Genomic DNA, 16,999 nt, shown 5'->3' with positions numbered 1-16,999 from the left:
ATCCCGCTACGGCGACTCTCATCAGCCCCAGGTGACGAGGTCGGCCATGTCGCAGCCGGCCGCTCCGGGGAGACCGGGCCGCGCACCCACCGCTATCCGGCGCGCCGTCCCGCCCCCGGTGAGCTGACCGCACGGCGATCCGCCGCGTCTGAGTGCCGGTGGCGGCGGGTCCGCGTACGGGCGAGTGCGGCGGCGAGGAACAGTGCCACGACGGCGGGGGGCCACGCGTCGATCATCCGGGGGCCGCTGTCGTGCGCGGGTTTGGCGAGTGCCGCGACGAGCACCGCGGTGGCCGTGGCGGCGGCCACCCCGGAGCCGATCAGGGCGGCGACGACCTTGTGCCGATGTGAGGTGCGGTCCAGGGGTCGGGCGGGGCACAACCGCGCCCAGTGGTGTGCGGCCTCCTCGGTTTCGCGTCGGCGCCGTATGGCCGCGCGTACCCGGAGACCCGTCGTGAGGACGGCACCCGTCACCACGGCCGCACAGGGGATCCACCAGGGCTCGGCGACCAGAAGCAGCACCGCGGCGACCCCGATCGTCCCCCAGCCGGTGAGGCAGGCCGCCGCGGCCTGGCGGTGGGACGCGGGGCGGTCGGCTCCGGCGCGCAGGTCGGCCAGGGCGGGGAGGTACCAGACACCGCCCGCCGCGGTCAGCGTCCCGGCGGCGAGGGCGGACACGGCGTGGGCCATGGCCTACCCCCTCGCCTCTTCGAGCGCCGCGATCTCGGGGTGGTGCAGGTCGAAGGCCGGGGACTCGCTGCGGATACGGGGCAGGGTGACGAAGTTGTGCCGGGGCGGCGGGCAGGAGGTCGCCCACTCCAGCGAGCGGCCGTAGCCCCACGGGTCGTCGGCCTCGACCGGCTTGCCGTACCTGGCCGTCTTCCAGACGTTGTAGAAGAACGGCAGGATCGACAGGCCGAGCAGGAACGAGCCGATCGTGGAAAGGGAGTTGAGAGCGGTGAAGCCGTCGGTGGCCAGGTAGTCGGCGTAGCGGCGGGGCATGCCCTCGGCGCCGAGCCAGTGCTGCACCAGGAAGGTGGTGTGGAAGCCGGCCGTGAGCGTCCAGAAGGTGATCTTGCCGAGGCGCTCGTCGAGCATCTTGCCGGTCAACTTGGGCCACCAGAAGTGGAATCCGGCGAACATCGCGTACACGACCGTGCCGAACACCGTGTAGTGGAAGTGGGCGACGACGAAGTAGGAGTCGGAGAGATGGAAGTCCATCGGCGGTGAGGCCAGGATGACGCCGGTCAGCCCGCCGAAGAGGAACGTCACGAGGAAGCCGATCGTCCACAGCATCGGGGTCTCGAAGGACAGGCTGCCCTTCCACATCGTGCCGATCCAGTTGAAGAACTTCACCCCGGTCGGCACGGCGATCAGGAACGTCATGAAGGAGAAGAACGGCAGCAGCACCCCGCCGGTGACGTACATGTGATGGGCCCACACCGTGACCGACAGACCGGCGATCGAGATCGTCGCGGCGACCAGCCCCATGTAACCGAACATCGGCTTCCGGCTGAAGACGGGTATCACCTCGGACACGATGCCGAAGAACGGCAACGCCAGGATGTAGACCTCGGGGTGGCCGAAGAACCAGAACAGGTGCTGCCACAGCAGCGCTCCGCCGTTGGCCGCGTCGAAGACATGGCTGCCGAACTTGCGGTCCATCTCCAGCGCGAACAGCGCGGCCGCGAGCACCGGGAAGACGATCAGCACCAGGACGGCGGTCAGCAGCACGTTCCAGGTGAAGATCGGCATCCGGAACATGGTCAGGCCGGGGGCGCGCATGCAGATGATCGTGGTGATGAAGTTGACCGCGCCGAGGATCGAGCCGAAACCGGACAGGGCCACGCCCATGATCCACAGGTCGGCGCCGAGGCCGGGGGAGTGGACCGCGTCCGACAGCGGGGCGTAAAGGAACCAGCCGAAGTCGGCGGCGCCGCCCGGTGTCAGGAAGCCGAAGGCCGCGATCGCCGAGCCGAACAGGAAGAGCCAGTAGGCCAGCATGTTCAGCCGGGGGAAGGCCACGTCCGGCGCGCCAATCTGCAGGGGCATGATCCAGTTGGCGAAGCCGGTGAACAGCGGCATGGCGAACATCAGCAGCATGATCGAGCCGTGCATGGTGAATGCCTGGTTGAACTGCTCGTTCGACATGATCTGCAAGCCGGGCCGGGCCAGCTCCGCACGCATCAGCAGGGCCATCACGCCGCCGACGAGGAAGAACACGAACGCGGTGACCAGGTACAGCGTTCCGATCTTCTTGTGGTCGGTGGTCGTCAGCCAGTCGGCCCAGGACGGCCTTTCGCCCCCCGCCCGTTGCCCAGGCCGGGCCGGTCGCACGAGGGCGGGGGTCTCCGCCGCCGCACCGCCCAACGGGCTCGCTGTATCCGGCTGTTGTCGCTGCATCTCGTCCACCGGACGGTGTCCTTCCCTTGTGCCATGGAGACGTTCTGCCATGGCGGACGGCGGACCGGAAAGCGCTGTGGACGCGGGTGTGGACAGGGCCTTCCCGGCCGCCGACCCATGATCGTCCGGGGGATACCGGGAGCGGATGGGCTGAACAGTCCCCGGCTCGGCTGCCGCGAGGGGCCCAACGGCCCTGCTGGCCGTCGCGAGGGGTCCAACGGCCCTGCCGGGCACCGCGAGGGGTCCAACGGCCCTGCCGGCCGCCGCGGTACGAGCGGGCGCTCCGGCGGATGCCGTGTCAGGGGCGGACGTGCCGGGCTGCCCCTGGAAAGAAACGAATCTGAACAAGGACGAACACGAACCCCGTCAGAATCCTTGACCGGGCATCAGGGCGTCCCTAACCTCACACGGCGTGGGAGCGTTCCCATATCCGCGCGAGCGCACTGCCGGCCGCGCCCCCCACCCCTCGGAGGTCATCGTGACCGACGCACACCCGCCTGCCCCCACCCCCCGCCGCTCCCGCAACACGAGACACCGGCTGACCGTCGGCCTCACCGCCGCCGCGCTGGCCGCCACCGCGCTCGCCGGACTGCCGGGGACCGCGCACGCGGTGACCGCGCGCCAGGTGGAACGCCTGGACCGGGGCCTGACCAGCGTCCACACCAGCGGCGGCAACCTGGTGTCCTGGCGCTGGCTCGCCACCGACCCCAACGACGTGGCCTTCAACGTCTACCGGGGCAGCACCAAGCTCAACTCCTCGCCCGTCACCGCCGCCACGAACTACTTCGACTCCGGCGCCCCCGACTCGGCCGACTACACGGTCCGCGCGGTGGTGGGCGGCACCGAGCAGCCCGCCTCGGAGCACGCCCTCCAGTTCCGGCCCGGCTATCTCGACGTACCGATCACCCCGCCGGCCGGCGGCACCACCCCGGACGGAGTGGCGTACACCTACGAGGCCAACGACGCCAGTACCGGCGACCTCGACGGCGACGGCCGACTCGACCTGGTCCTGAAGTGGCAGCCGACCAACGCCAAGGACAACTCCCAGTCCGGCTACACCGGCAACACCTACATCGACGGCGTACGGCTGGACGGCACCCGCCTGTGGCGCGTCGACCTGGGCCGCAACATCCGCTCCGGCGCCCACTACACCCAGTTTCAGGTGTACGACTACGACGGCGACGGCAAGGCCGAGGTGGCGATGAAGACCGCCGACGGCACCCGGGACGGCACCGGCGCGGTCGTCGGCGACGCCTCCGCCGACCACCGCAACTCCGGCGGCTACATCCTGTCCGGCCCCGAGTACCTGACCATGTTCAACGGCCAGACCGGCAAGGCGATGCAGAGCGTCGACTACGTCCCGGCCCGCGGCACGGTCTCCTCCTGGGGCGACTCCTACGGCAACCGCGTCGACCGCTTCCTCGCCGGCACCGCCTACCTGGACGGCGCCCGCCCCTCCCTGATCATGGCGCGCGGCTACTACACCCGTACCGTCATCGCCGCCTGGGACTGGCGGGACGGCCGGTTCACCCGCCGCTGGACCTTCGACACCAACTCTTCCACCAACTCCGGCAAGGGGTACGACGGTCAGGGCAACCACGCCCTGTCCGTGGCCGACGTGGACGCCGACGGCAAGGACGAGATCGTCTACGGCGCGATGACCGTGGACGACAACGGCGCCGGCCTGTGGACCACCCGGCTGGGCCACGGCGACGCGGCCCACCTCGGCGACCTCGACCCCGCCCGGCCCGGCCTTGAGTACTTCAAGGTCGACGAGGACTCGGGCAAGCCGGGCTCCTGGATGGCCGACGCCCGCACCGGACAGGTCCTGTGGCAGACGGCCTCCGGCGCCGACAACGGCCGTGGCGTCGCCGGTGACATCTACGCCGGCAGTCCGGGCGCCGAGGCGTGGTCGGCCTCCGACACCACCCTGCGCTCGGCGACCGGCGCCGCCCTCGGCCGCGAGCCCTCCAGCGTCAACTTCCTGTCGTGGTGGGACGGCGACACCGTCCGCGAACTCCTCGACGGCACCCGCGTCGACAAGTACGGCACCTCCGGCGACACCCGGCTGCTGACCGGCTCCGGTGTCTCCGCCAACAACGGCACCAAGTCCACGCCCGCGCTGTCCGGGGACATCCTCGGCGACTGGCGCGAGGAGGTCGTCTGGCGGACCGCCGACAACCGCGCCCTGCGGATCTACTCGACACCGCACCAGACCGGCACCAGGATCACCACCCTGCTCCACGACACCCAGTACCGTACGGCGCTGGCCTGGCAGAACACCGCGTACAACCAGCCCCCACACCCCAGCTTCTTCCTCGGCGCCAACATGCCCTCCGCACCCCGGCCCACCGTCTACACGCCCTGAACGGCCAGTAACAGCAGCTTGGTTGGAGTCCGGGGCCAGGGTGGAGCTCCCGCCGGGGCGAGTACACTCTCCGCTCCGCACTGACTGGAGGTCGCCTCGGTGTTCCGCGCCCGTGTGTTCGCCGGTGTCCCCCTGGCGCTGGTGATGCTCGCCCTGTCCGGGTGCTCCTCCCTCTGGAGCTGCACCGACACGACCGCGGAGCGAGGGGAGGCCGGTGCCAGGGTACGGGTCGTGGACACCTCCGGGCGGCCCCTCGGTGTCACCGCCGAGGTCGTCGACTGGCGCCTCGAGCCCCACCCGCAGGTGCCGTCCGAAGGCGACCAGGTCCACTTCCGCTACCGCTTCGACGGCGCCGACGAGCGGTCCGGCCCCGCGGTGGACGCCTGCGCGGTCGACAAGGAGCGCGTGGCGTTGATGTGCCAGACGGTCTACCCGTCCCAGGCGCGCGGACGGGACGGTGACCTCACGGGCGACGACTGGCTCGCCGTCGAGCACCCGGCGCAGGTCGCCGGAGTGCTGTTGATCCCCAACGACCAGTCCTACGACGGAAGAACCTGCGAGCAGGACAGCAAGGACGGGGGCGGGCAGCATCCTCCGGAACCAGCCATGGTGGGGGACCAACTGTAAGCCGTCATTCCGGAGCTGCGGGAAGCACGGCACACCATCGTGCCCTGGGCCTGCGCGACATCACCGCCCCGCCGGGACCTGCGCGGGAGGCCATTCGCGCGGGGAAAACGCAACTTCGACAGGGCTCGCGCGGGGGGCTACCTTCGGCTGGTCTTCGGCGGTTGTCCACGGTCGCGCAGGGGTTGTCGCCCCGGGCTGAGCCGTCCGCCGGACCGGGTCCGCATCAGGCACCCCCAGCCAGGGAGAGACGCATGCCCCACCTTGCTCTGTACACGTTCGGCGTCCTGAAGTCACCGCTCGCCGATCCCGCACCCGCCACGCAGGAGTTCTACGACATCGGCGGGGCCGTCTACCCGGAGATCAGCCGGCAGCCCGGATACCTCGCCCACGCCGAAGCGGCGGACGGCGCCCGGGGCGTGCTCTTCGAGGCGGACTGGGGCGCGTGGGGCGAGTTCGCCGTACCGGCCTGGTACGACAAGGGCCGGACGGCCGAGACCACCGCCCTGGCCACGACCCTCTCCCTGTGGACCGGCCTGCGCCCCGCCTTCGACGCCGTCTACACCGGCCTGCACCGCGAGGCGCTGAACAGGCGTTACGACTGGTTCGAGCGGACACCGCACCCGAACCACGTGTTCTGGTGGATCTCCGACGGCGCGATACCCACCTGGCAGGACGGGGCCGCCCGGCTGGAGCACCTCCACGAACACGGCGCCGCGCCACACGCCTTCACCTTCCGCCACTCGTTCGCCCCGGACGGAACACCGGCCGTGACGCCGTAGCCGTGCCGGGCGGGAGACGGGCAGCGGACCGCTGAGGGCGCGGTCCCGTACCCGCTCCGGGACGCCCGGCAGGGCGGCACCCCACACCCTTGCGTGGGTCCGCGCGGACTCCGCCCCGCCGTGCCCCGCCTGACGGCATGACGAGTCACCGCGTTTCATGGGTCGCCCCTCTGCCGCCGCCCTATGCTGAAGGCCCTTGACCGGCATGTCGCACAAGGCTTTCCGCTGAGGAGCGCATTGAGTACCGACCGCGTGCCGTCGCAGCCCTTACCGCCGCAGCAGACACCGCGCGTCCCCACACGGCCACCGGCCGTCGCCCCGCGGGTGAGCGAGGCCTGCCGCCTGCTCTGCGCGGGAACCTACCTGGACACCAAGTACCGCGATCAGGTGATCGACGAGCTGTACGTGAGCGAACAGCGGGTGGTGGCGCCCTCGTTCGGGTTCGACGCCGCCCGGGTCCTGGCTCACGCGCTGCGCGCCCGGCGGGTGGAGCTGGCCTGGGCCGTCGCGGTCACCCTGCTCATGGCGCTCGGAGCGGTGGCCTCCCGCTGGCTGCTGATCCTGGTGATTCCCGGGCTGCTGATGACGTTCGGAAAGGCGATCAGGGGCATCGCGGACGCCCCGCCGGTCCACCGACGCCTGCCGTCCTTCGTGCTGCGCTGGGTCGGACGGCTGCTCCTCGCCTACCTGGTGTACTACAGCGTGGTGCAGGGCCTGGGAGGGACGGCCGAGAAGGAGGTCGGGGCCGGGGAGGAGGCGGGGACCGGGAAGGCGCCCGGCAAGCGCTCCGCCCTGCTCACCGTGCTGGATTTCGTGACCCCCGACATCCGGCCGTGGGAGGCATGGCTCTCGCTGGCGGTGCTGCTGGCACTGGGGGTGTGCGTCGCCGGGCGGGAGCTGCACTTCGTGCGGGTGCTGCGCGGCGAGCTGTCCTTGCGAGGCTTCGCGAGCGCCGCCGTCGACCGGGCCGAGCGGTTCCAGGGACGGCGCTTCCTGCGGGTCGCACGCCGCATCCGACGCGAGCAGCACTCCCCGCTGGTGATGTACCACGAGGCACACCCCTTCTGCGGTGCCGGTACCGCCCAGGACCCCTGGGTCCTCGCGGTCGAACTGCGGCCGAACGGAACGAGGCAGACACGGGCCTTCGGGAACACGACGGTTCTCGCCGCGATGCGCCCCTTCATCGAGCAACTGCGCGAAGTGGCGGAGTCCGCCGAGGGGAGCGGCCGGGTCGTACGGGACCGGCTCCGCGATCTGCGGATCGACGAGTGTGTGTTCCTGCCGGCGGAAGGGCTGCGGCACCGTGAGGAGGCGCCGTACGACCAGGCGTCGTTCGAGGCCCACCGGGCGCGGGCCGTGGAGGAAGGCGGTGAGAAACGCCGGCACTTCTTGCGCGTCAGGGTCGACGGCTGGGAGGAGGGCCTGGTCGTCACGGTCTTCGTGCGCATCCACACGCAGGGCCGGATGCTGATGCTCGAGATCGCCCCGCACGCGCTCCTGCCGGTACGGGCGGACTTCAAGGACGCCGATCATCTCGCCTATCGCTTCGCCGACATGAACGCCTTCGGCAAGACCGTGCACATCTTCACCCTGGTGGCCGGGGCGCCCGGAGAGGCCCTGATGACGCTCGGCCGTCACGCCCTGCGAGGCTGGCGCCGGCTCACCGGTGAGGCCGACGGCACCCAGCCCGGCGGACCGGCCCTGTCGGTACGCGAACTCGCCGCGGAGCCCGCCGGGTCGCTGTTCCAGAGCATGGACGTCGACCGCTATCTGAAGAGCGTGCAGGACCGCATCGCCTACGGGGTCAAGGCGGCGCTGGCGGAAGCCGGATACCAAACCGGTGAATTCGCCCAGAAGATCGTCCACATCAGCAACGGCGGCGTCAACATCGATTCGGTCGTGGGCGGCACCTTCGCCATCGGCGCCCACGCCCATGCCACTACCAGCGGCGCGCATTCGGTGCCGCAGAGGGGAGCCGGCGATGGCCGATGAACAGCCTCAGCCCCACATCACCATCGGCGACGTGTCCGGCAGCACCTTCGCCATCGGCAGTCACGCGCGGGCGGAGAGCCATCACGGTACGCCGTCGTCGCCGCGCGATGACCACACCGAGCAACTCCTGGTCGCTGTGCAGCAGCTGAGAGCGGATCTGGTCAGGGTGCGGGCGAGCGAGGAGACCGCCGGCCTGGACGAGGCCCTCGCCGACACGGAGGTGGAGATCGTTCGCGCCGGAAGCGCGGACGAGCGCCGTCTGCGACGGCTGCGGGAACTGCTCACCGACGCGGCCTCCCTGACCACCGTGCTGTCCTCGGCGGGAGCGGTCGCGGGGCTGCTCGGGATGTGAGGACGGGTGCGATGAGCGGGGCGGGGCGCTACTGGAACGAGGACGCCCAGCGGTGGGACGAGCGAGGTGACCCCGGTCCGCCGCCCGCCGGGGTGTCGCCTTCCCCGGCGCGGCCGGCCGGTCCGCCGGACACCGCCCGGCCGGTCCCGGCGGCCCCCGCTCCGGGCGGCGGCACCCCGCGGGCCGGCCGCCGCGGCCTGTGGGCGGTGGCCGCCGTGGTCGTGGCCGCAGTCGTGGTCGCCGGTGCGGTGGTGACCCGGATCGCCGGGGACGGCCGGACCGACCGGGTCGGCTCCTCGGCATCCCCGGCGGTGTCCCGCGGCGACGACCGGGCCGGCGGTGAGCCGTCCGCCGGGGCCACCACTCCGGCCGGTGCCGCCCTGCCCGAGGGCTACCAGCTGGTCCACGACGCGGAGGGCTTCAGCACAGCGGTTCCCGAGGGGTGGAAGCGAGGCACCCCGGACGGATCGGGCGGTACGTTCTGGGTGTCCTATGAGGCGCCGGAGGACGCGGCGCGCTACCTCGTCGTGTCCAAGGCGGCCGAGGCCACCCTTGAGGAATCCATCGAAGCGGTCGGCCGACGGGAGGGGTTCGGGCAACTGGCCGACCCCGAACCCTTCGAGCGGGACACCGCCACCGGCCGACGCCTGGAGTACCGCCTCGACGAGGGAACGGACGGGACCTGGTATGTCGTCGACATCCGCTTCCGAGCGGCCGACGGTGAACAGTACAGCGTGGCCGCCTGGCAGGCCGACGACCCGGACCTGACCGAAGAACGTTCCATCGTCGAGACGGCGACGAGTCACTTCTGCCCTCCGGAGACAGACTGCGGGACCTCCTAGGGAGCGTCTGTGGTGGTTGTGGGGCGCGATGACCTGACGAACAGTCAGAGGGCCTGGTCTGTAGGCGTTGTGCCGGATGTGAATCCAGGGTAGAAGGCTGCGGCGGCGGTCGCGGTGTCGATGTTCCGCGGGAAGAGCGCGGCTTCGTAGGCGCGGACGGCCGCGTCGATGTCCTCGGGCTGTTCTGCGATGGCGTTGCCGAGCCAACCTGCGTCGAAGAGCGCCCAGTTCGCTCCTTCGCCGTCCGGCGGTGCCAGGTGGGCGGCGTCTCCGATGAGCGTGACCCCAGGTACGTGTTCCCAGCGGTGCCCGATCGGCAGCCCGTACAAGGGGCGGAAGATCGGCGGGATGTCGCTGTCCGCGACCAGGGCGACGAGCTCCGGCGCCCACCCCTCGAACATCGCCGCGACGGTGCGGGCGGCGGCAGGACCGTCTTCGAAGTCTATGTGGCTGAACCAGTCGAGCGGTTGGTCGAACATGGCGTACGAGTGCAGGGTGTCCCCGCGCTCGCGCTGTACGCCGAGACCGATGCGGGTGCTTTCGTCGTAGGCGGTCATCGACCCGCCGCCGACCAGCGCCAGGGTTGCGGGGTGCCGGGTGTCGCTCTCGAACAGATACGTCTCGACCATCGAGCGTCCGGCATAGGCGGGTGTGGCATCGGAGAGCAGCGGTCGGACCTTCGACCAGGCACCGTCGGCACCGACGAGGATGTCGGTGACAATCGTCGATCCGTTGACGAAGGTCACTTCGTGACGGCCGTCGGCGAGGGTCCGGACGCTCCGAGTCCTGTGGCCCCAGACGATGCTGCCGGCAGGCAGGGATTCCAGCAGCAACTGTCGCAGCTCGCCGCGCTGCACCTCGGGGCGGCCTCCGGCGGGGTCATCGGGCTGGTCCGCCAGGATGGTGCCGTCGGGCGCCACGTCGCGGGACGCCTGACGGCCTTCGAGGACGAGGGACCGGAAGCCGTCCATCAGACAGGCGGCATGGATCCCGTGCTGTCCGTTGTAGTCGTGGATGTCGAGCATGCCGCCTTGCCCCCGGGCCTGAGCAGACGCCTCCGCCTCGTACACAGTGGACGGGATCCCATGAACTGCCAGGGTCCGTGCCAGTGTCAGTCCCGCAAGACCGGCACCGATGATGGTGATCTGAGTCATGCACGCGTTCCTTACCGCTGGTGGACGAACCGGCGGTCCTGGCCGCGAGGCCGCCGGCCGCCGAGCGGAGCAGTAGGGCCGGGTCAGGGAGAGCCGGGTGGCTCGATCCGGGAGGCGAGCTGTTCCAGCGATTCATGCAGTCGCGCCCGCCCCGCGGCGCCCAGCGGTGCGAGGATCGACTCCTCGACGCGGTCCATGGCCTCTTCGAAGCCCTGGATCAGTTCGGAGCCCGCTGGAGTGACCCGCACCCGACGGCTCCGCGTGTCGTCTTCCTGCGTCTGGCGGGCTACGAGTCCGCGCCGCTCGAGTCCGGCCAGGAGCCGCGAGACGCTCGGCGCACTGGTGCGCATGGCTCGTGCGACGTCACGCTGAATGGCGTCCGGGTTCTTCGACAGGTACGCCAGCACGGCACTCTGCTCGTGCGTGAGGCCGCGTTCCCGTATCCAGTCGTCAGCGATGCGTCGCTGCCCCCACACAACCCACCGCATCAGCTCCAACGTGCTCTCCCGCTGCACACCAGTCATATTTAACACGCTAACCATTGCAGTGCTAACAATCAAGTCGGCCGGGCTCGCCTGTGGGGAAGACGGGGCGACAGCGGGTGGCGCCGCGCGGGTGTCCGCGGCCCGACGCGAGTGCCGGGCGGCGCGGATCAGATGGGTGCGGGCCTCGGTGAAGTGACCGGCTAGGTACTGGTGTGCGGCTGCCGCGGCCCGGTCGCGGTCGCGTCCGCCGGGCCGATGGGTGAGGTCGGGCAGGACGCCGTGGTCGTGGACGGCGCTGCCGAGGACAGCGCCAGCGGTGCACGTGTGGGGGAGCCGTCCCGTGAACATGGCTTCCGCGCCCTGCGGCACTTCTACGCCTCGGAGGCGCAGGAGGCCGTCGAATCGATCGTGCCGCCAGCCCGCCGGCTGGGGCATTCCGGCCTTGGCCTACCAGCGGCCGATCAATTGCTCGCCGGCCCCTTCAATCAAACAGCCTATATCCAGTCACAGTACAGCGACCGCCTGGTGATATACATCCTACGTATCCGTCATTCGTGAATCGCCATTTCGACTGCGGCGGCCACGCATCGATGGTCGAAAGCGTCGGAGGCTCCGGTCAGCCGGATATCGGTGCGGTACAGGAGTTGTCCGAGAACTGGCGACGCCGTACCCGTATTCTGCTTCCCGCGATCGCATTACTTTCCATCTCATTCGCGGTACGGGTGCCTGCACATGGGCATCAGTCGGCGGCAGACGCACTTCAGCAGAAATACCTTTCCGTGAGTACGGATCGCCGGACCCATGAGCGCTCCACTGGGTGTTGCTCCCGGGTCTCAGCCAGGGGCGGCGGTGGTTCAGCGGCTGCCGAGCTCGCCCTTGGTGAACCCGTATTTGTGTGCCGCGAGCACAGTGGCGAGTGCGGGGACGAGCAGTGCGAGCGTGACCCAACTCAGCCAGGATGCGCCCAATCCGCTGAGGATGATGCCTCCGATGATGCCACCACCGGCGATTCCGACGTTCCATCCGGTGGTGAGGAGTGCTTGGGCGACATCGCCGGCGTCGCCTGCTGCTTCGGCGACCGCGGTCTGCAACAGGGTAGAGGTGCCGCCGAACGCGAGCCCCCAGAGCGCCGCGCTGGCGTAGACGAGCGAAGTCACGCCGGAGAGGATGCCGAGCAGCAGCGCGCATGTCGCGAAGAGCACACACGCGAGGATCATGAGGAGGCGCAGGTGCCGATGGACGAGCGCTCCGGCGATCCAGACGCTCACCAGCGACACCAGACCGAAGGTGAGCAGCACGGCGTCGACTTGACCTGCCATGCCGAGCGGCTTGAGGAACGGGGCGATGTAGGTGTAGAGGATGCTGTGGGCGAGCACGAACGTGAGGGTCACGAAGAGCACGGGCGCTACGCCGGGAATGCGGAGGGTACGGGTGAGCGGGAGCCGTGAACCCTTGGGCTGTCCGGGGAAGTTCGGCACCGCCGCGAGGACCCACACGATCAACGCGAGCGTCAGGACGGTCATGATCCCGAACGCGTATCGCCACTCGACGAGCTTGGCCAGAAACGCCGCGGCAGGAACTCCGACGGACAGGGCGACGATTGCGCCCCCCATCGCGATCGCCATGGCCTTGCCGCGCTGATGTGAGGGAACCATCCGTACCGCGTACCCGGCCAACAGCGCCCAGAGCAACCCGCCGACGATGCCGCCGAGGCACCGGGCGGCTAGCGTGAGTACGAGGCTCTCGGAGAGCGCGGTGACGGTGTTGGCGATCGCTAATCCCGCGATCGCCACCAGCAGCAGGTGTCGGCGCGGCCAGCCGATCGTCGCCTTGGTGAGCGGGATCGCGGCGAGGATCGCCCCGATCGCGAAGACGGTGACGCTCTGCCCGGCAGCACTCTCGCTCACACCCAGGTCTCGGCTCATCCCGGGAAGCAGGCCGGCGGGCATCGTCTCGGTCAGGAGCGTGATGAACCCGGTGGCGGCCAAGGCCAGAAGACCCGCCAGCGGGAGCCGGGCGTTCGTTATCGAGGGAGATGGCACAGCCTGTGTTCGTGTCATGGCCCTATGATCGAAGGGTGACATTAGTGTGAGGGCAAATCGGTGTCCGCTGAGCCACACGAAGCCGGGCACAGGGGGCGAGGAGAGGAATATGCGGATCGGCGAGTTGTCGACGCGGACGCGGACTCCGGTGAGGTTGCTGCGCTACTACGAGGAGCAGGGACTGATCGCGTCAGATCGACTGCCCAACGGGTACCGGGACTATGAGGAGTACGTCGTTGACCGGGTTCTCCAGGTACGAGGCCTGCTCGACGCAGGGCTGCCCACACGGATCATCAAGCAGATCCTGCCCTGCCTGAACACCCCCCGCACGATCCACCTGCCCTACGTCACGCCAGACATGGTCGCAACGCTCGAACGCGAACGCGACCGCATGGCCGAAAAAATCGAATGCCTCACCAAGAACCACCAAGCCATCACCGACTACCTCGACGCCGTACGCCGCGACATCCGAGCCTCCTAGTGGGTGTCTGAGAAGCCCTGTTCAGGCAGGCGACGCCGGCCGCCCGACCAAGCACTCACGCCGCGAGTTGATCGACGCGTTGGCGTACTGGGTGCGGGCCGGCTGCGCCTGGCGGCTGCTCCCGCGCGCCTTTCCACGCGCTCGCGACGGGTCTTCGTCGTCTCCGCCCTGCTCCGCGGCGTCCGGTGAGCGGGATCGACGTCCTCGGTCCGCAGCGAGCACAGCTCCTCGCGCCGCAGAGTGGCGTCGTAGGCCAGAGCGAGCATCACCCGGTTCCGTACCGGCTCTTCGCGTACGACGTCCAGAGCGTCGAGCCCCTGCTGTTCGCCGGGGATCCACGGCAGCTTGACCAGGCGGGGCACCAGCCCGCGCTCGTGGCTGCCGAACTTGCGGCCCGGCGTGTAGCGGCCTCGGCCGACCGGGTCCGACTCCCGCAGCCCTTCCTCGACCAGGAAAACCAGCAAGCGCGAGCGCACCGCCATGTGCGGCCGTAGACCTACAACCCGCTGGTGACGGGAGGTGAGCACAAGGCCATCAACCGGGACTACTTCAACTCCCACGTGTGGAAACCCGCCCTGGCTGCGGCTGGCGTGATCGCTCCTTTGGAGGAGGGCGGCGCCAACGGTACTGGTGTGTGGGAGCCGTCCCGTGAACATGTTTCCACGCCCTGCGGCACTTCTACGCCTCGGAGGTGTTGGAAGCCGGTGAAGCGATCGTCTCGCCGGCCCGCTGGCTGGGGCACTCCGACCCCGGGTTCACGTTGCGAAAGTACGCCCACTTCCTGCCGCACGCGGGCGCACGGGGCAGCGCCGCGATCGACGCCCTCTTCGTGTAGCAGGACCGGGCGTCAGCGCTCGTGGAGCGCGGCCGGAGAGCCCGCCGCCGGCGCAAAGTCCCAGAGGAGTTCCACGGGCGTTGCCACCCCCCTGTCCGACCCGCCTCATCGCGGGTCGGACAGGGCGCGGCGGCACCGGCGGATCACATGTTGATCATGTGCCCGGCCAGGCCGTGGACGGCTTCCTTGACCGCCTCGCCGAGCGTCGGGTGCGCGTGTACGTTGCGGGCGACCTCGTGGACCGTCAGGTCCCACTGCTGGGCCAGGGTCAGCTCCGGGAGCAGTTCGGTGACCTCGGGGCCGATGAGGTGGGCGCCGAGCAGCTCACCGTGCGTGCCATCGCTGATGATCTTGACGAAGCCGACGGGGTGTCCCAGGCCGTGCGCCTTGCCGTTGGCGGTGAAGGGGAACTTGGCCACCTGGACGTCGAAGCCCCGCTCGCGGGCCTGGGCCTCCGTCCAGCCGAAGCTGGCCACCTGGGGCTGGCAGTAGGTCGCCCGCGGGATCATGGTGTAGTCCAGCTCCATGGTCTCCGCGTCCGCGATGGTCTCCGCGGCCACCACACCCATGGACTCGGCGGCGTGCGCCAGCATCAGCTTGGCGGTGACGTCACCGATGGCGAAGATGTGCGGCACGCTGGTCCGGCACCGGCCGTCGACGTCGATGGCGCCGCGCTCGGTGAGGCGTACCCCGGTGTTCTCCAGGCCGTAGCCCCGTACGTTCGGCGCGAAGCCGATGGCCTGGAGCACCTTGTCGGTCTCCAGGGTCCGGCGCTCGCCGTTCTTGTCGACGGTCACCCGGACCCGCGGGCCCGAGTCGTCGATGCTCTCCACGGCCGTGCCGGTCAGCACCTCGATGCCGAGCTTGCGGTAGTGCCTCGCCAGCTCCTTGGAGATCTCCTCGTCCTCCAGCGGGACCATGCGGTCGAGGAACTCCACGATGGTGACGTCCACGCCGTAGCTGCGCAGCACATAGGCGAACTCCACACCGATGGCGCCGGCGCCCGCGATGACGATGCTGTCCGGCAGCGTCTCGCTGAGGATCTGGCTCTCGTAGGTGACCACACGGTCCGACAGGGAGGTGCCGGGCAGCAGCCGGGGCGAGGCGCCCGCGGCGATGATGCAGTGGTCGAAGGTCACCGCCTCCGTGCGCCCGTCGGACAAGGTCACCGTCAGACTGTGGTCGTCGGTGAAGACACCCCGGCCGTCGAACTGGGTGATGGCGTTCTTCTTCATCAGATAGTGAACGCCCTTGACCCGCCCGTCGGCGACCTTGCGGCTGCGCTCGTGGGCGACCCGGAAATCCGCGGACACGTTGTCGCCCACGGAGATCCCGTACGCCTTGGCTTCGTTCGTGACGAACTGCACCATCTCGGCATTGCGCAGCAGCGCCTTGGAGGGGATGCAGCCGACGTTGAGGCAGACACCTCCCCAGTACCGCTCCTCCACCACCGCGGTGGACAGGCCGAGTTGTGCGCTGCGAACCGCCGCGGTGTAGCCGCCCGGGCCCGCTCCTAGAACAACGACATCGAAATGTTGGCTCACAAGAAGTTGATCCTCGTCCGGCCGTCGCGTCCCGCGCAACCCCTTCAGGTGCCGGGTGGTCCCGGAGGCGCGCCCCCGGGACCGCTCCCGGTCAGTTCCCGGCCGCGGGACCCGTACGGCCCTCGAAGGCGGCCAGGATCCGCTCCGCCGCCAGCGTCGCCGTCAACTCGCCCTCCCTGACCTGCCGTTCCAGGTCGGGGGCGGCGGCGCGGACCGCCGGGTCGGAGTGCAGCCGGCCCAGCAGCTCGTCGCGGACCATCGTCCACACCCAGCCGACCTGCTGCTCCCGGCGCCTGGCCGCCAGCCGCCCGGTGGACTCCAGCAGCCGCCGGTGCTGCTCCAGCCGCTCCCACACCGTGTCCAGACCGGCCGACTCCCGCGCGCTGCAGTGCAGCACCGGCGGCGTCCAGAAGGCGTCCTTGCCGTGCATCAGCCGCAGCGCGCCCGCCAGTTCCCGGGCCGCGGCCCGCGCGTCCCGCTCGTGCGGGCCGTCCGCCTTGTTCACGGCGATCACGTCGGCCAGCTCCAGCACACCCTTCTTGATGCCCTGGAGCTGATCGCCGGTGCGGGCCAGGGTGAGCAGCAGGAAGGAGTCGACCATGTCGGCGACCGCCGTCTCCGACTGGCCCACCCCGACGGTCTCCACCAGGACCACGTCGTAACCGGCCGCCTCCATCACCACCATCGACTCCCGGGTGGCCTTGGCGACCCCGCCCAGCGTGCCCGCGCTGGGGGAGGGCCGCACGAAGGCCGCCGGGTCCACCGCGAGCCGCTCCATCCGCGTCTTGTCACCGAGGATGGAGCCGCCCGTGCGGGTCGAGGACGGGTCGACGGCGAGCACCGCGACCCGGTGCCCCAGCGAGGTCAGCATCGTGCCGAACGCGTCGATGAATGTCGACTTGCCGACACCGGGCACCCCGCTCACACCGATCCGCCGCGCCCGTCCGCTGTACGGCAGCAGCTCGGTCAGCAGCCGCTGCGCCAGCTCCCGGTGCTGTGGCCGGGTGGACTCCACGAGCGTGATGGCGCGGGCCACCAGGGCCCGCTTCCCGTCGAGCACACCCTTCACATACGTGTCGAGATCGATCGCTGCCAT

At 70.1% G+C, this 16,999-nt stretch carries 16 protein-coding genes and 1 pseudogene; 9 read left to right on the top strand and 8 right to left on the bottom strand.

The window, feature by feature from the left end; genetic code table 11:
* Positions 1–92: 92 nt before the first annotated feature.
* Positions 93–689 carry a hypothetical protein gene (locus tag ACSURM_RS09520; RefSeq protein WP_436954579.1) on the bottom strand — a complete coding sequence of 199 codons (597 nt, stop codon included), beginning with the start codon at positions 687–689 and terminating at the stop codon, positions 93–95.
* A gap of 3 nt (positions 690–692) precedes the next feature.
* The gene (gene ctaD / locus ACSURM_RS09515; RefSeq protein ID WP_436961012.1) at positions 693–2,402 is read right to left on the bottom strand and encodes an aa3-type cytochrome oxidase subunit I; all 1,710 of its coding nucleotides are present in this window, start codon (positions 2,400–2,402) and stop codon (positions 693–695) included.
* Between the two features lie 478 nt (positions 2,403–2,880).
* Between ctaD and ACSURM_RS09510 the strand changes: the two genes are divergently transcribed.
* The 6 genes from ACSURM_RS09510 to ACSURM_RS09485 all read left to right on the top strand — a co-directional run bounded on the left by ACSURM_RS09510 (position 2,881) and on the right by ACSURM_RS09485 (position 9,362).
* A complete protein-coding gene (locus ACSURM_RS09510) occupies positions 2,881–4,770 on the top strand; it encodes a rhamnogalacturonan lyase (RefSeq protein ID WP_436954578.1) in 1,890 nt (629 codons plus the stop codon).
* 99 nt (positions 4,771–4,869) lie between these two features.
* Complete coding sequence (locus ACSURM_RS09505; RefSeq protein ID WP_436954577.1) at positions 4,870–5,397, top strand: hypothetical protein; 528 nt, start codon at positions 4,870–4,872, stop codon at positions 5,395–5,397.
* Between the two features lie 251 nt (positions 5,398–5,648).
* Positions 5,649–6,176, top strand: coding sequence for a DUF3291 domain-containing protein (locus ACSURM_RS09500; protein ID WP_436954576.1), 528 nt, complete (start codon positions 5,649–5,651; stop codon positions 6,174–6,176).
* Between the two features lie 237 nt (positions 6,177–6,413).
* Positions 6,414–8,168 carry a hypothetical protein gene (locus ACSURM_RS09495; protein ID WP_436954575.1) on the top strand — a complete coding sequence of 585 codons (1,755 nt, stop codon included), beginning with the start codon at positions 6,414–6,416 and terminating at the stop codon, positions 8,166–8,168.
* Positions 8,158–8,520 (top strand): hypothetical protein, encoded by a 363-nt coding sequence (locus ACSURM_RS09490; protein WP_436954574.1) that lies wholly within the window; start codon positions 8,158–8,160, stop codon positions 8,518–8,520. Before ACSURM_RS09495 ends, ACSURM_RS09490 begins: the two co-directional genes overlap by 11 nt.
* 11 nt (positions 8,521–8,531) lie before the next feature.
* Positions 8,532–9,362 carry a hypothetical protein gene (locus tag ACSURM_RS09485; protein ID WP_436954572.1) on the top strand — a complete coding sequence of 277 codons (831 nt, stop codon included), beginning with the start codon at positions 8,532–8,534 and terminating at the stop codon, positions 9,360–9,362.
* Between the two features lie 44 nt (positions 9,363–9,406).
* Here the strand turns inward: ACSURM_RS09485 and ACSURM_RS09480 are convergent, their stop codons facing one another.
* Together ACSURM_RS09480 and ACSURM_RS09475 are read right to left on the bottom strand one after the other, a co-directional pair.
* The gene (locus ACSURM_RS09480; protein ID WP_436954571.1) at positions 9,407–10,516 is read right to left on the bottom strand and encodes an FAD-dependent oxidoreductase; all 1,110 of its coding nucleotides are present in this window, start codon (positions 10,514–10,516) and stop codon (positions 9,407–9,409) included.
* Positions 10,517–10,599: 83 nt separating this feature from the next.
* On the bottom strand, positions 10,600–11,040 hold the full coding sequence (locus ACSURM_RS09475) for a MarR family winged helix-turn-helix transcriptional regulator (RefSeq protein WP_436954570.1): 441 nt from the start codon (positions 11,038–11,040) through the stop codon (positions 10,600–10,602).
* 216 nt (positions 11,041–11,256) lie between these two features.
* Between ACSURM_RS09475 and ACSURM_RS09470 the strand changes: the two genes are divergently transcribed.
* Complete coding sequence (locus ACSURM_RS09470; RefSeq protein ID WP_436954569.1) at positions 11,257–11,559, top strand: hypothetical protein; 303 nt, start codon at positions 11,257–11,259, stop codon at positions 11,557–11,559.
* Positions 11,560–11,855: 296 nt separating this feature from the next.
* Here ACSURM_RS09470 and ACSURM_RS09465 read toward each other — a convergent pair whose 3' ends face one another.
* A complete protein-coding gene (locus tag ACSURM_RS09465) occupies positions 11,856–13,061 on the bottom strand; it encodes an MFS transporter (protein ID WP_436954568.1) in 1,206 nt (401 codons plus the stop codon).
* 91 nt (positions 13,062–13,152) lie between these two features.
* On the opposite strand from ACSURM_RS09465, the gene ACSURM_RS09460 reads away from it, so the two are divergent.
* The gene (locus ACSURM_RS09460; RefSeq protein ID WP_436954567.1) at positions 13,153–13,524 is read left to right on the top strand and encodes a MerR family transcriptional regulator; all 372 of its coding nucleotides are present in this window, start codon (positions 13,153–13,155) and stop codon (positions 13,522–13,524) included.
* A gap of 146 nt (positions 13,525–13,670) precedes the next feature.
* Here ACSURM_RS09460 and ACSURM_RS09455 read toward each other — a convergent pair.
* Positions 13,671–14,006 (bottom strand): annotated as a pseudogene (locus ACSURM_RS09455) (site-specific integrase); the annotation flags it as partial.
* A 212-nt stretch (positions 14,007–14,218) separates the two neighbouring features.
* Between ACSURM_RS09455 and ACSURM_RS09450 the strand changes: the two are divergent.
* Positions 14,219–14,359 (top strand): hypothetical protein, encoded by a 141-nt coding sequence (locus ACSURM_RS09450; protein ID WP_436954566.1) that lies wholly within the window; start codon positions 14,219–14,221, stop codon positions 14,357–14,359.
* A gap of 143 nt (positions 14,360–14,502) precedes the next feature.
* Here ACSURM_RS09450 and lpdA read toward each other — a convergent pair whose 3' ends face one another.
* The gene (lpdA, locus tag ACSURM_RS09445) at positions 14,503–15,903 is read right to left on the bottom strand and encodes a dihydrolipoyl dehydrogenase (RefSeq protein ID WP_436954565.1); all 1,401 of its coding nucleotides are present in this window, start codon (positions 15,901–15,903) and stop codon (positions 14,503–14,505) included.
* Positions 15,904–15,994: 91 nt separating this feature from the next.
* Positions 15,995–16,999 carry a methylmalonyl Co-A mutase-associated GTPase MeaB gene (gene meaB / locus ACSURM_RS09440; protein ID WP_436954564.1) on the bottom strand — a complete coding sequence of 335 codons (1,005 nt, stop codon included), beginning with the start codon at positions 16,997–16,999 and terminating at the stop codon, positions 15,995–15,997.

Source organism: Streptomyces sp. SudanB182_2057, assembly GCF_964272715.1.
GTDB classification, from domain to species: Bacteria; Actinomycetota; Actinomycetes; order Streptomycetales; family Streptomycetaceae; genus Streptomyces; species Streptomyces rubradiris.
The sequence above is the reverse complement of the archived record's forward strand: the minus strand, read 5'-3'. Positions and strand labels throughout refer to the sequence as shown.

Bases quoted from the DNA above. Each gene is read 5' to 3' on its own strand.
- ACSURM_RS09475 (WP_436954570.1), bottom strand. From the start codon at position 11,040: ATGACTGGTGTGCAGCGGGAGAGCACGTTGGAGCTGATGCGGTGGGTT.
- ACSURM_RS09480 (WP_436954571.1), bottom strand. From the start codon at position 10,516: ATGACTCAGATCACCATCATCGGTGCCGGTCTTGCGGGACTGACACTG.
- ACSURM_RS09520 (WP_436954579.1), bottom strand. From the start codon at position 689: ATGGCCCACGCCGTGTCCGCCCTCGCCGCCGGGACGCTGACCGCGGCG.
- ACSURM_RS09485 (WP_436954572.1), top strand. From the start codon at position 8,532: ATGAGCGGGGCGGGGCGCTACTGGAACGAGGACGCCCAGCGGTGGGAC.
- ACSURM_RS09490 (WP_436954574.1), top strand. From the start codon at position 8,158: ATGGCCGATGAACAGCCTCAGCCCCACATCACCATCGGCGACGTGTCC.
- meaB (WP_436954564.1), bottom strand. From the start codon at position 16,999: ATGGCAGCGATCGATCTCGACACGTATGTGAAGGGTGTGCTCGACGGG.
- ctaD (WP_436961012.1), bottom strand. From the start codon at position 2,402: ATGCAGCGACAACAGCCGGATACAGCGAGCCCGTTGGGCGGTGCGGCG.
- ACSURM_RS09460 (WP_436954567.1), top strand. From the start codon at position 13,153: ATGCGGATCGGCGAGTTGTCGACGCGGACGCGGACTCCGGTGAGGTTG.
- ACSURM_RS09470 (WP_436954569.1), top strand. From the start codon at position 11,257: ATGGGTGAGGTCGGGCAGGACGCCGTGGTCGTGGACGGCGCTGCCGAG.
- ACSURM_RS09465 (WP_436954568.1), bottom strand. From the start codon at position 13,061: ATGACACGAACACAGGCTGTGCCATCTCCCTCGATAACGAACGCCCGG.
- ACSURM_RS09500 (WP_436954576.1), top strand. From the start codon at position 5,649: ATGCCCCACCTTGCTCTGTACACGTTCGGCGTCCTGAAGTCACCGCTC.